This is a genomic window from Candidatus Leptofilum sp. (genome assembly GCF_965223525.1).
GTDB lineage: Bacteria > Chloroflexota > Anaerolineae > Promineifilales > Promineifilaceae > Leptofilum.
Window position 1 is genome coordinate 984,935 of sequence record NZ_CBDCWX010000004.1, and the last position, 13,954, is coordinate 998,888.

General features: G+C 48.6%; 11 protein-coding genes. 5 read left to right on the top strand and 6 right to left on the bottom strand.

What is annotated here, in order from left to right; genetic code table 11:
* Positions 1–12 precede the first annotated feature (12 nt).
* Positions 13–3,276, top strand: a complete 3,264-nt coding sequence (locus ACOQPM_RS04365; RefSeq protein ID WP_420628008.1) for a type 2 lanthipeptide synthetase LanM family protein — start codon at positions 13–15, stop codon at positions 3,274–3,276.
* Here ACOQPM_RS04365 and ACOQPM_RS04370 read toward each other — a convergent pair.
* The 5 genes from ACOQPM_RS04370 to ACOQPM_RS04390 all read right to left on the bottom strand — a co-directional run bounded on the left by ACOQPM_RS04370 (position 3,268) and on the right by ACOQPM_RS04390 (position 8,892).
* Positions 3,268–4,671 (bottom strand): hypothetical protein, encoded by a 1,404-nt coding sequence (locus ACOQPM_RS04370; RefSeq protein ID WP_420628009.1) that lies wholly within the window; start codon positions 4,669–4,671, stop codon positions 3,268–3,270. The two genes, ACOQPM_RS04365 and ACOQPM_RS04370, sit on opposite strands and share 9 nt — an antisense overlap.
* A 74-nt stretch (positions 4,672–4,745) precedes the next feature.
* Positions 4,746–6,719 (bottom strand): acetoacetate--CoA ligase, encoded by a 1,974-nt coding sequence (locus ACOQPM_RS04375; protein WP_420628010.1) that lies wholly within the window; start codon positions 6,717–6,719, stop codon positions 4,746–4,748.
* A 74-nt stretch (positions 6,720–6,793) separates the two neighbouring features.
* Positions 6,794–7,135, bottom strand: coding sequence for a TIGR04076 family protein (locus tag ACOQPM_RS04380; protein WP_420628011.1), 342 nt, complete (start codon positions 7,133–7,135; stop codon positions 6,794–6,796).
* Positions 7,135–7,887 (bottom strand): SDR family NAD(P)-dependent oxidoreductase, encoded by a 753-nt coding sequence (locus ACOQPM_RS04385; protein WP_420628012.1) that lies wholly within the window; start codon positions 7,885–7,887, stop codon positions 7,135–7,137. Before ACOQPM_RS04385 ends, ACOQPM_RS04380 begins: the two co-directional genes overlap by 1 nt.
* 15 nt (positions 7,888–7,902) lie before the next feature.
* Positions 7,903–8,892: an LLM class flavin-dependent oxidoreductase gene (locus ACOQPM_RS04390; RefSeq protein ID WP_420628013.1), complete on the bottom strand. Its 990-nt coding sequence runs from the start codon at positions 8,890–8,892 to the stop codon at positions 7,903–7,905.
* 77 nt (positions 8,893–8,969) lie between these two features.
* On the opposite strand from ACOQPM_RS04390, the gene ACOQPM_RS04395 reads away from it, so the two are divergent.
* The gene (locus tag ACOQPM_RS04395) at positions 8,970–9,752 is read left to right on the top strand and encodes a 2-oxo-hepta-3-ene-1,7-dioate hydratase (RefSeq protein ID WP_420628014.1); all 783 of its coding nucleotides are present in this window, start codon (positions 8,970–8,972) and stop codon (positions 9,750–9,752) included.
* A 36-nt stretch (positions 9,753–9,788) separates the two neighbouring features.
* A complete protein-coding gene (locus ACOQPM_RS04400; RefSeq protein ID WP_420628015.1) occupies positions 9,789–10,460 on the top strand; it encodes a nitroreductase family protein in 672 nt (223 codons plus the stop codon).
* Positions 10,461–10,621: 161 nt separating this feature from the next.
* Here the strand turns inward: ACOQPM_RS04400 and ACOQPM_RS04405 are convergent, their stop codons facing one another.
* Complete coding sequence (locus ACOQPM_RS04405; protein WP_420628016.1) at positions 10,622–11,350, bottom strand: GntR family transcriptional regulator; 729 nt, start codon at positions 11,348–11,350, stop codon at positions 10,622–10,624.
* Positions 11,351–11,679: 329 nt separating this feature from the next.
* On the opposite strand from ACOQPM_RS04405, the gene ACOQPM_RS04410 reads away from it, so the two are divergent.
* Positions 11,680–12,882 (top strand): YgeY family selenium metabolism-linked hydrolase, encoded by a 1,203-nt coding sequence (locus tag ACOQPM_RS04410; protein ID WP_420628017.1) that lies wholly within the window; start codon positions 11,680–11,682, stop codon positions 12,880–12,882.
* A 36-nt stretch (positions 12,883–12,918) separates the two neighbouring features.
* Positions 12,919–13,896 carry an ornithine carbamoyltransferase gene (locus ACOQPM_RS04415; RefSeq protein ID WP_420628018.1) on the top strand — a complete coding sequence of 326 codons (978 nt, stop codon included), beginning with the start codon at positions 12,919–12,921 and terminating at the stop codon, positions 13,894–13,896.
* Positions 13,897–13,954 lie beyond the last annotated feature (58 nt).

Consider the following 13,954-nt stretch of genomic DNA (forward strand, 5'->3'; position numbering starts at 1 on the left):
TGGAGGAAAAGGATGAACAATCAAATTGTAATAAGTCTTGATAATGAAAAATCTCACTATTTTCAAGCCATGAATCTTGCTGAGCGTGTTTTTCACGCCTCTAAAACTAATTCACAAATTGAGAGCTTCCCCGACTCAAGTTTAGATGTTGTAATTTCTGACTGGAAGCAAACTTACCCTTTCTCAGAAGAAGGGGCATTCAGCCAGCGCTTGGAGGCGGTAGGCATAGCAGAAGAAGACCTACTCCACTACTTAGTTCAACGTTCTTCACTTCGTTTTTCAAATGAGCCGGAATGGGTAAAAAGAATTGAAAAAATATGGGAGTCCTTTGACCCAGACAAAGATCATGTGAGTTTTCCTTCTGAGCTATCCGCTCGATGGCCAGAAACTCGGTTTTTGGAAATATTCCAACCATTTCTACAGCATACATTACTCAAATTTGAAAAAGGCATTACTAATTTATCTCGAAAATATCCCACCATGCCATTTGAACAAAACAATATTGTAAAAACGTTTTTGATGAATGTACCTTCATTATTGATCTGGGCAACGAGTCGCACCTTAGTATTGGAACTTCATGTGGCTCGCCTACAAGGAGACTTGCAAGCCGATACGCCGCGTGAAAGATTCGAGGAGTTTCTTGACCTGTACCGGCAACCTCAAAAGTTGCGATGCTTAATGGAAGAATATCCGGTGCTATCCCGTACCCTCACAACAATTTTCTATCAATGGTATGTTAATGTTCTGGATTTTTGTACGCACTTATGCCAGGATTGGGAAAACATCCAAGTTCAGTTTGGCTTAAACAAAGTAGATACTTTAGACGAAATACATATTGGTGCTGGTGACAGACATCGGAATGGGCGTTCAGTTATACTTGCCAGATTTAAATCTGGCACACGGCTTGTGTATAAGCCACGTTCTTTAGCTATTGATAAAGAATTCCAGGAACTATTGCTTTGGTTGAACAAACGAAACGATTTTGCAACTTTTCGTCCATTATCGATTATTGATTGCGAAACTTATGGCTGGGTTGAATTTGTTGAAGCGCTTCCTTGTAAATCGAAAAGAGAAATCAAACAATTCTATTTACACCTCGGTGCCTATCTTGCCCTCCTTTATTCGTTTGGTGCTACAGATTTTCACTTTGAAAATATTATTGCAGAAGGGGTGAATCCTGTCCTTATTGATATTGAGACGCTCTTTTCGCCTGTAAAAGCCGAAAAAACACCTTATCATCTGCCTGCACATTCTTTCTTGGCCGACTCTGTCATGGCTGTTGGGTTGCTCCCTCATCGGGTCTGGACGGAGGGTCAGTCTGGAGGGGTGGATATCAGTGGTCTTGGAATGGAGGATGGACAATTGACTCCTAGTCCGATTCCAATTTGGGAACAAGTTCATACTGATAACATGCATTTGTCACGGGCACGCAGACCCATTTTAGGTGGTTCACATCAACCTTTACTAAAAGGTAAGCCAGTTGAAGCAGTTCAATTCAGCTCAGAGATTATTGAGGGATTTACCTTGATGTATAGATTATTAATGACGCAAAGAGCGGCTCTGTTGGCAAAAAATGGCCCTTTAGTGAAATTTGCAGATACAGAAATCAGGATGTTATTACGGCCTACCAGGGTGTATAGTCTCCTACTGCAAGAAAGCTTACATCCCGATTTGATGCAAGATGCGGTAGAAATGGACAAACATTTTGATCGCCTTTGGGCAGGTGCTTATCAAAGTGATAGCCTTCGTTCTTCGGTTACTTTTGAACACGCTGATTTGTGGCGATTTGACATTCCTATTTTCACTACAAAGGCTTCGAGTACCTGCCTAGAAACCAGCAATTATGCAAGGATAGACGACTTTTTTAGAAGGTCGGGTCTAGAACAGGCGATGAATAAAATTAAGCATCTCTCAGAGGCAGATTTAGTAAAACAGTGCTGGTTAATTAGCACCTCTCTGAAGACTAAGGAAAGAGCTAATAGTAGAGAAAACGATAAGACATTTTACAATCCCGAAAAAATTGGCTCAGCATCTATGTTAAAGGGAGATATTTTTTTAAGTGAAGCCATTAAAATTGGAGAGCACCTTAAGACTATGGCTTTTGAGGATGATGAACATGTGTGGTGGCTAGGTGTAAGATACACGGAGGAAGGTAGTTATTGGACAATTGTCCCTTTAGATATTTCATTATACAGTGGTCTGTCAGGGATAGCATTGTTTCTGGCTTATCTAGGCAAAACAACAAATGACAAATCATATACAGATTTGGCTCAAAAAACGGTTAAAACCATTCTTTATTGTTTCGATAATGATGAATATTTTTTAAATGATATTGGTGCTTTTGAAGGTCTTGGGGGAATGCTTTATCTCACTGCACACGTTGGAATCCTTTGGAAAGATAAAGAATTATTGGAGAAAGGGATGGAGATTGCAAACTCGCTTGAACAATATATCGAAAAAGACACAAAGTTTGACATCATTTCTGGCTCTGCCGGCTGTATCGCTTCTTTGCTTGTTTTGTACAAGGTAACTTCGCAAACTGATCTTCTCCACATTGCCAATTCTTGTGGCCAACACTTAATTGACAACGTCTTACTAGAGGATGGCAGACCTGCATGGCTACAGCAGGGTAATCCGATGATTGACCGCCCGCTGACAGGTTTTTCTCATGGAGTTGCTGGCATTGCTTGGTCTTTGATGCGCCTTTCAAAGGCAGTTAATGATCCAAAATATAAAGAGACTGCTCAAAAAAGCCTGAGCTATGAAAGAGAAATGTTCTCAGAGGCTACTCACAATTGGCCAGATTTGCGTAACTTCTCAATATACCAGAATTTCCAGACACCAACTGAACCTGGATATCTTAGCTTTTGGTGTCATGGAGCTACCGGTATTGGACATGCTCGGTTATTTACTTTGAAAGAGCGGCTAACAGATGATCCATTGATTGCGGTTGAGGTAGAAACAGCATTCCATACAACTTTAAGAGAAGGCTTTGGCCAAGGACATTGTTTGTGTCATGGAGATTTTGGCAGTTTGGATTTTCTGATAAGCGCCAATACATATTTAAACCTGCACATGGATGAGCCAATTGAACTGCTAGCATTGGGAACAATAGCTAGTATTCACTCATATGGCTGGCTTTGTGGCAATGGGCTGCAAGTTGAAGAACCAGGACTTATGACTGGGTTAGCTGGAATTGGTTTCCAGCTGCTGCGCTTGAGCCATCCTGAGCAAGTTCCTTCAGTACTTGCCTTAGAATCACCAAATTTAATTTAAAAGCGATTCATAACCCATCAGATCGAGTAGGTGGCTGATTTTTGTGTACAAATGATCGTCTTGGCGCAGAGGTAGGTAACATTGCCAAATGCAATGCAGGGCGTCGGCTATGTCTGGATACCAGGTGGGATCGGCCGTTTCCAAAGTTTGTTGTAAATGAGGGAACATATCGGTGAAGACGACCGTATCCCACCCGGATAATCTCAAAAAGCTCAATAGTTCTGGCAAACTCATTGCCCCATACTGCTTCTCCACAATTGATTTCAGCGCGTAAAAATCATCTGGACTACCACCCTCCCCCACTGCCTGGGCAAAGGCAAGCTGTGTTTCCTGCGCTTGCTGTGGAATTTGCCCCAGCCCGTAGGCTAGTATCTGGATATTGTTTTGATAGTGGGTTGTTTGTTGTACTACTCCATCGCTACGCGAAGCGTACTCGCTAATTGCGTGATAATTGACCATGAGTGAGAAGCTGCCGTGCAAATTGGGCAGCGGATCAGGCTGGTTTATGAGCGCATCAAGTGAGCGGTAGCCCCGATCGCTGGTGAGAATGAGGAGACGGCCGTTGCCAAACCGCTGCCAATGCCGGATGCAATCCAGCCCCACATTAGGAAATGAAAAAGTACAATCCGGCAGCACGACTTCATAATCATTCAAAATCTGGTTGTAAAGCGGCTCGGCATACATTGCTTTTTCCAGCGGAATGGGTTCGTAATGTAGCTCCAGGCGCTCCCAAAGGGCTGGGTCGGCCAAATCTGGCTCCGGCTGGCTGCTGGTGAGCGTGAGCAAATTTTGGCAGAGTTGCCCATCTGCAATAACAAAGCTATCTTGCGGAATGCTGTCGAAAAAGTAGTTGGCGATGAGAATGACGGGGTTCGTAGTGGTTTCTGGCGTGAGGGTTTGGCCGGATAGCTGCAGGGTGAACGGCCGTTCCCGCGCCATCACATCAAACAAGGCCACATCCAACATGCCAGACTCAAAAAATGGTTGGAAACGGCCGTGTCCACGCCAAAAATCCAAAACCTGCGGCACAAAGTCCGTCATGATGTAGCGAATGGGCTGGTCGGCAAAAGGGGATTGCTGGTAACGAGGTAAAAACGTTTGCAAAAAGTGGTATGCGAGCCGCCCCGAACCCGCCCCCAGCTCAACGATGTTGATTGGCTCACTCGGATTGAGCGCAAACTCGCCACGCTGTGCCGCAGCAAAACAATCACGCAGGTAGCCAAACAGAATATGGCTATACGTTCGCGCCATCACCGGATTGCTGCTGATGTCGCTCGGCACCACGTCATCTTGCCACGCTTTCATGCCAGCCTGCAAAAAATAACCCCGCTGAATCTCCCACAGCAGCGACTGGGACAAGGGTTTGTCAGCATCAATAATCGTTCGTTTGCTCATTTTAACCGCAGAGGCCGCGGAAAACGCAGGGGGAAGAAAAATCTCAGCGTCCTCTGCGCTCTCCGCGGTTAAATTTATTGTGACAACGTCTGAGCCAGCTCGACAAAGAAATTAATTGATTCTGGATTACGCATGGCACCCAGATTGGCTGCTTTTTCTACTGGATGCCCCAATAAAATGCGCCGCACGGGAATTTCCAGCTTTTTGCTACTGAGCGTGTACGGTATTTCCTGCACCTGGTAAATGGCGTCTGGTACGTGGCGCGGGGAAAGCTGCGTTCGCAATGCCTGTTCAATTTGTTGCCGAAGGTTGTCATCTAGCGTACGGCCTTCAGCTAAAATGACAAACAGGGGCATGAAGGAATCACGATCTAGCAGTTCCAAATCAACCACCAGGCTATCCAGCACGCCAGCAATGGCCTCTACACAGGCATAAATTTCGCTGGTGCCCATGCGGATGCCTTTGCGGTTGATGGTAGCATCGGAACGGCCGTAAATCACACACCCACCCCGCTCGTTAAACTGTATCCAGTCGCCGTGCCGCCACGCGCTGGGGAACGTCTCAAAATAGCTGGCTTGGTAACGTGCGCCATCTGGATCATTCCAGAAGCGAATTGGCATCGAGGGCATGGGCGCGGCAATGACCAATTCGCCCACCTCCCCCACAACGGGCTCGCCGCTGCCGTTCCACGCCTGTACCTTTGCCCCCAGCGACGCTCCCTGGATTTCACCAGCATATACCGGCTTGATGCGGCAGCCACCGACAAAGGCCGTACATAAATCCGTGCCACCGCTAAGGGATTCCAGGGCAAAATCATCGTGCACATATTGGTAGAGCCATTCAAACGCTGCCACCGGCAGCGGCGCACCAGTAGAGCCAATGCCACGCAATTTGCTCAAATCGTGCTGCTGGTTGGGCTGAATGCCCGCGTTCATGCAAGCGGCTACAAAGGCAGGCGATAGACCAAAGTAGGTCATGCCGCTGCGCTCGGCCAACGCCCACAGGCGGTCTAGCATAGGGTACGATGGGCTGCCGTTGTACAAGATGATGCTGCTGCCACTCAGCAGCGCGCCTAGCTGATAATTCCACATCATCCAACCGGTGCTGGTGTACCAAAAAAAACGGTCGCCCGGTCGCAAATCGTTGTGAAAAATGACGGCCTTTTTGTGCTCCAGTAAATTCCCCCCATGTCCATGCACAATTGGTTTGGGCAAGCCAGTTGTGCCGGAGGAGTACAAAATCCACAGTGGATAATCAAATGGCAGTTGGGCAAAGGTTAGTTCCGGCGGTTCATCCACGCTATTCAGCAGGTCTGGCCAGGCGAATGTATTGGGCAATGGTGTGTCATCGAGCAATGGAATGACGATGCTGTTTTCTAATGTGGGCAAGCCAGCTTGCAGTTGGTTTACAATGTCGCGGCGGTCGAACGGCCGTCCGTTATAACGATACCCATCCACGGCAATGAGCAACTTGGGCTCAATTTGGGCAAAGCGATCCAGCACCGCTTTACTGCCAAAATCGGGCGACGCACTCGACCAGATCGCTCCCAAACTCACCGTCGCCAGGCAAGCAATGATTGCCTCTGGAATATTGGGCAAATAGGCAACCACGCGATCCCCCTGCCCAATGCCGAGCTGCTTGAGATGATGCTGGAGAACGGCCGTTTGCCGATAAACCTCTGCCCAACGCCATTCAACCAACGGGCCGTCTTCATCCTCGCACAAAAACGCTGGGCGCGAATTGGTCATTTGGGCAAAGATGTTTTCGGCGTAATTCAGCCGCGCCTCTGGGAACCAAACTGCGCCGGGCATCTGGGCGTTTGCCAGGGCAAAGGCACCCTGCCGAGAGGCTTTCACTTCGCAAAAATCCCAAATCGCTTGCCAAAACGCGCCTAGCTCCGTTACTGACCATTGCCAAAGCGCGTCGTAGCTGCCAAAGTGCAGGTCTTTCTCAGCCGCCAGCCAGCGCATGAAGCGCGTTAGGTTCGCATTTTCTACTGTCTCTGCGGATGGTTGCCATAGCAAATCACCCTGCTGCAATTCTATCATATGATTTTCCAAACTTTTAAGCCACAGAGAGAAAAGAGGAAACCTCTAAATACTCTGTGACCTCTGTGGCAAATTCAAGAAATTTCATCCCAGGGGATGGAGCTCACGTCGTCGTGGCGCAGGGTGCGAATTTTGTCTCGCCTAATTTGCATAATTAGGCGGCAGGCGGGGTCTGGGCAAACAACGCGGGCGTCTGTTTCTATCCAATCCGCCGGATGGTTTTGCCGCTGCTTGGCAGGCAGCAGCGGAATTGCTGCTTGCAGCGCATACAGGCAAAAATCTGTGCCATCGGGCAAGGAGAACTTGCCACCACGCAAGAAAAAGCGATCGCCGATGGCCATATTGCAGGTACAGTGGCCTTCAATCGCTTCTACCTCGATGGTGAGATCGTACAGTTGAAATTCGTCTGGTTCCATCAGGCGAGGTAGCCTCCATCAACATTGAACGCTGTTCCTACCACGTAAGATGCCTGATCTGAACAGAGCCACAAAACGGCCGCTGCAATTTCTTCGGGCTGGGCTAAGCGGCCGATTGGCTCCTGCGCTATAATTTGCTTACCAACTTCGGGCTGGCGTTCCATCCAGCGAGTTATTGCCGGGGTTGCGACCCAACCTGGGCAAACGGCGTTGATACGAATGCCATCCTGAATGTATTCCAGCGCAGCAGACTTGGTTAATCCAATGACACCATGTTTGGCAGCTGCGTAGGCTGAGCCAGTGGGGAAAGGATACGCTCGTTTGCCATCTACCGACGCATTGTTGACAATAACCCCGCCTCCATTTTTTTGCATGAGCGGAATTTCATACTTCAGGCAAAACCAGACGCTGGTGAGGTAACCATCTAATGTTTTTTGCCAATCGGCGGCGCTAATTTCGGCTGTTTTTCCTCCCCTACCACCGCTGCCAGCATTGTTGAAGGCGATATCGAGCCGTCCCCAACGACTATCAATTTCGGCGATCATCTGTTGAACGGCCGTTTCCTCCGACACATCCACCTGCAACCAAACGGCCTCATTCCCTGCTTTTTCAATTTTTTTAACAACTTGTAGGGCTTTGGTTTTGCGCCGACTGGCAATGACGACAGACGCACCTGCATTCGCAAACGCAACGGCCGTTGCTTCACCAATCCCGGAACTCCCCCCCGTAATTAATGCAACCTTATCTTTCATATTGAAGTTCATAGATTATTTGAGTTCTTCCTGAATGGCGGGCAACACTTTTTCACCGAGCAGATGCAACCCTTCATGGTTTGTTATACCATGCGGCGTGCCAAATTCAACTCGGCTGGCTCCTGCCGCAAATAACGCCAGCGTTTGCTGGGCAACTTCTGCTGGTGTACCAGCGAAGGCAAAAGTTTTTAGCAGGTCATCAGAAATGAGCGAAACGGCCGTTCGCCAATTATGCTCGGTGACGGCCGTTTCCAACCGTGCTACCAATTCTAAATCAAGGTCTAGCGTAGGGTCTAATGTTGCCACGATGGGCAGATACAGCGCCACTTCCCGCCGCGCTAGCGCCAATGCCTCGGCACGATCTTCTGCCACCATCGTGACTGCCCCCTCCACAATACCCGGCGCATTGCCATCGGTGGCCAACTGCTGCCGCAGCCAGCGCACCACCCCTGGATTGGCCGTGCCGCCCAGCTTAATCTCAGCAACGAATGGACGGCAGTTGGCTATCGTTTTGACTCCCCAACTGCCAAGCAGAAATGGAATGTCGGGATTGACGGCCGTCCACCGGAACACCTCTCCACCCGCTAGTGGAAAATAGTCTCCTGGCAGCGGCTCAGACCGTTTTTGCAGCAGATGGCGTACGCAGGCCATAGCCTCTCGCAGCTGCTGCAGGGTGTTTTGGGGCTGCAGGCCAACAAAATCCAGCCAGGCTCCCCGCACAAAACCAAGGTAGGTACGGCCGTTGCTCATCTCATCAATCAAAGCAATGTGGGCAGCAATATTGATCGGATGGCAGGTAAAAGGGTTCACCGCCGCCGGACCAATTCGCACCTGGTTGGTGGCGCGGGCGATTTCTAACAGGGGTAGCCAAGCAGGTTGGTAAAGCAGATCGTTGTAAACAGTCACCCCGTCAAATCCATAATTTTCGGCAATTTGAGCGAGACGGCCGTACTCATTCAGCGGCTTGTCAGTTTGAAAAGCAACAGAAATTGCGTGCGTAGGCATAATGGTATTTTGCTAGGTTCTGTGCAAATCGCCAAAAATCGCATACCCTTGCGGTAGAACACGCAAATGGAGGCAATATGCTCACAGAAATTGAACGCACTCAGGTTGTGGAAGCCTTGTTAGCAGCCAACAAAACCAAAGTGCAAACCACACGGCCGTCTGCCCTGTTTCCGCACATTGAATTTGAAGATGCCTACGCCATTTCTGCTGAAGTAGCCAAGCGTACAGTTGCTGTAGGTGCTAGGCTTATTGGGTATAAGGTGGGGTTGACTTCAATCGCTATGCGAAGATCATCGAAAATTGATGAACCAGATTTTGGCTTTTTGTACGATCATTTTCTCATTGAAGACGGTGCAAAAGTGCCACATGCCAACTACTGCGTGCCGCGTGTGGAGCTGGAGCTAGCCTTCATTTTGGGTGCACCGCTGCAAGGGCCCGGCATCACCCTGCTAGACGTGCTGCGCGCCACAGAATTTGTTTTGCCGTCCATCGAAATTATAGATACGCGGGTAGATGAGCCGCGCCAGATTTATGACACGATTGCAGACAACGGGGCTGGTGCGGGAATTGTGTTGGGGGGACGGCCGTATCACCCCCGTGACCTCGATTTACGCATGGTGCCGGGCATCCTTTACCGCAATACCGACATCGAAGAAACAGGGCTTTCTTGTGGCGTCATGGGGCATCCTGCCAATGGCGTTGCCTGGTTGGCCAACAAGCTGTCTACACTAGGGTACGCCCTGGAACCAGGACAAATGCTGCTGGCAGGTTCCTTTGTGCGCCCCGTTTGGGCTAATATTGGCGACACCATCCGCGCCGATTTTGGCAAGCTGGGTTCTGTGGCAATCCAGTTTATCTAGAGCACCATAATTCATAATTTTCACTGGAGAAAAAGCATGAAACCAATCCCTTCTGTCCCCCTCGCAATGCAAACATATCCCCTTACTGAAATGCAAATCCGCGCTAAACAATTTTTTGACCTGATGCAACAGCGGCACAGCACCCGCGACTTTGCTGATAAGCCTGTACCGCTCGATGTCATCATGAAATGTCTAGAAACGGCCGGACGCGCCCCCAGCGGGGCAAATCAGCAGCCCTGGCATTTTGCTGTCGTCACCAATCCAGAGATCAAGCACAAAATCCGGCTGGCCGCTGAAGAAGAAGAGCGCGCCTTTTATGCGGGTCGCGCTTCCGATGAATGGCTGGAAGCACTTGCGCCGCTGGGCACCGATGCCGATAAATCATTCATTGACCAAGCTGGCTGCCTCATCGTCATTTTTGCCCAATCTTACGGGCTGGCAGACGATGGCTCGCGCATCAAACATTATTACGTACAGGAATCAGTGGGCATTGCCACTGGCTTTTTGATTGCAGCGTTGCACAATGCGGGCCTGGCTTGCCTCACCCACACCCCCAGCCCCATGGGCTTTTTGGGCGAAATTTTGCAACGTCCCAAGAATGAACGCGCCTACATTAACCTGGTAGTTGGCTATCCGGCAGAAAACGCACAAGTTCCCACCCACGCACTGGAAAAAAAGACATTGGATCAATTTGTTACTGTGTTGTAGTGGATTAGTTTTAATCGCTATGCGAATCTGGAGGGTTTACAAGAACCGGCAAATTCATTGTGCAAACTGCTTCGTATCCATATTTTTCATAGAAGCTAAAGTACCAGGGCATTTGTGCCGAATTGCTTCCACAAACTGCTCTGCCAACTGGAAACCCATAGTTACACCCAGCTCTGCATAAAACGAAGCTTCACAACCGTGTCATCGTAGGTACTGTATCCCCATACAATTGGATGATCATCCTGATTATAAAAGGTGGTGGCAAACTGCAATAATGGTTGCCCTGGCTGGCAGGCTAGAAGCTGGGTTGTTTTCTCATCTTCCGCAAGTACAGGGCTAATTTCATAAATGGCATACGCAATGGTTTGCTGGCAATATTCCTGTAAAAAGCTGTGCAATGATAAACGGCCGTCATAAAAATCAGTCTCTCTCGTAAAAAGTGCCTGTGGGATCAAGTTGGTTGCCAAAATAAACGGCCGTTCATCTGCCAAAAAGAGCCGCACCAACACCAGCACAGGTTCTCCAAGCTCCAGATTCAGCCACGAAGCCTCGTCAGCCGTCGCCCCCCGCTGCAACATTGAGATTGGCTGGATTGTTGGCTTATGTCCGGATTCTGAAATGAGACGGCCGTAATCCAATAACCCACCCAATGTGTTTACCTCACCCACGCGCTGGTTCACATACGTCCCCGCCCCCTGTCGCCGAATAATCAAACCTTCACTGGCCAGGCGCGTTAGCACTGTTCTAACGGTAGCCCGACTTACGCCAAATTCGGCCGTCAAACTTAGCTCCGTCGGTAGCTGCTCTCCCGGTAAATACACTCTGCGTCGAATTCGATCCCGCAGCGCAACTTCAACTTGCTCAATGCTCAACTTTATGCCATTCATCATGCCATCACACCAAGTAACTTGTGACAAATATCACAACAAACCATGACAATTGTCAGACCTTTTCAAGGTATCATTATCAAACATTGTACCAAATTATTAGAAAATTGCTTGTCCATGCAGCAATAGTGTGATAAAAAAGCACAGAATTTGTCAGACAAATTTGGTAAACTGCAAATTTCCATAAATATAATCGCACAACGCCAACGAACCCGGCGACAACCCAACACAAATTGTTGTGCAATCAGGGGCAAGCTCACCTGTTAGCCAAAGCGCATCCATGAACCGCTTCCCCGCGCTCCCACAAAAAATAAAAGTTAACGAGGATAAAAATGAAAGATACCATCCATCACCTCAACCAACGCGTAGCCGCGGCGGAAGAGGATATTTTGCGTTTCTTCCGCGAAATCGTTGCCATTCCCAGCATGGACAGCGACATCGAAGAAGTCGGCAAGCGCATTGGCGAAGAAATGCGAAAGCTCAACTATGATGAAGTCTACGTAGACAAATATGGCTCTATCGTCGGGAAAATCGGCAACGGCTCCAAAATCTTGCTCTACGACACCCACATAGACACCGTTGGCATTGGCGACCCAGACCAATGGGAATGGGATCCCTTTGAAGGCAAAGTAGAAGACGGGATGCTCTACGCGCGTGGGGCACTAGACGAAAAAAATAGCACCCCGGGCATGGTCTATGGCTTAGCCATGGCCCGCGACCTGGGTTTATTAGAAGGTTTCACCTGCTACGTCCTCGGCAACATAGAAGAGTGGTGCGATGGCGTTGGCTGCGCCGCCTTCCACGACTGGGAAGGCGTTCATCCCGACTTCGTGGTGATTGGCGAACCCACCAACATGAAGGTTTATCGCGGTCATAAAGGGCGCATTGAGATGGAAATCACCTGCAAGGGCAAAAGTGCCCACGCCGCCAGCAACTACATGGGCGATAACGCCGTTTACAAAATGCTCCCGGTTATTGATGCCATTTCCAAAATGGAAAAAGATTTCGTGCCGCACGAATTTCTTGGTCAAGGGCGCGTCACAGTCACCCGCATCTCCAGCGTTAGCCCCAGCACCAACGCCGTCCCCGATGAATGCACCATCTTTATTGACCGCCGCGTAACCTTTGGCGAGACCAAAGCCTATTGGCGCAACGCCTTGGAATCAATTATTCCAGAAGAACACAAAGATGATTTTGAAATCCGCAAACTCGTTTACACAGAACCCAGCCACACCGGAGCCGTTTATGAATATGAACAATATTTCCCTGCTTGGGCTCTAGAAGAAAGCCATCCCTATGTACAAGCTGGCGTAAATACCATGAAAGCACTATGGTCTTCCGAAGACCCATTTGGCCAAGGAATGTGGGACTTCTCAACCAACGGCAACTATTGGGCTGGCAAATTGGGAATTCCCTGTATTGGCTTTGGGCCGGGTAACGAAATTTATGCACATGCTGTTAACGAGCATGTGCCACTTAAAGATGTTGTAGAAGCAACAAAATTTTATGCACTGCTACCAGCGATGATTAAATAAGGATTTAACAATAACCTTTCATTTGGAGGACAAATTATGCAAACATACCTTCGCGGACGCGACATGATCACCACCCAAGAATGGACAAAAAGCGAAATTGACACAATCATCGATGTCGCACTTGATTTAAAGCGCAAACGGGCTATGGGAGTTCCTCATGCCGTTTTGCGTGACAAAGTATTATCCATGCTGTTCTTCTTTACCAGCACCCGCACCCGCAACAGCTTTGAGGCTGGTATGGCGCAACTTGGCGGCCACGCCCAATTCATTGATGAGAAGACCACCCAAATTAGCCACGGCGACACTGGCAAAGAAATTGGCGAAATTTTAGGCCGTTACAACGATGGCATTGCCATTCGCCAATGTGATTGGGGTGTTGGCAATGACTACATTCGGGGTGTCGCTGACGCTAGCCGCGTGCCGATTCTCAACATGCAGTGCGACCATTTCCATCCATTCCAAATCTTGGCCGATATGCTTACCATCATTGAGCACAAGGGCGATCCTCGGGGTAAAACAATTAACGTAAGCTATGCCTATGCTAAAAGCTACCAAAAACCAATGAGCGTTCCAATTAGCCTCATCTTGTTAATGACTCGGTTCGGCATGAATGTCCGTCTTACCCATCCGCCGGAATTCAATCTCATTCCAGAATATGTAGAGCAGGCTAAAGAAAATGCTCGTCATTCACACGGTTCTTTTGAAATTTTGGATGACTTTGATGCTGGCTTTAAAGATGCCGACATTGTTTACCCTAAGGCATGGGGCTGTATGCTAACGACTGAAGATCACGCTGAATCTGCTGAAATCAGCAAAAAATATTCCAATTGGATCACCGATGAACGACGTATGGCAATGGCCAAAGATGATGCAATTTACATGCATTGTTTGCCTGCTGACCGAAATATTGAGGTGACAGATGGCGTCATTGATGGCCCCAACAGTGTGGTTTACGATGAAGCTGAAAATCGTCTACATGTGCAGAAAGCCGTCATGGCTTTGACCATGTCTTAAAAATATCTAATTGAGTAAGTGAGCATCAATTATCCACTTACTCAATTACCCAATCACT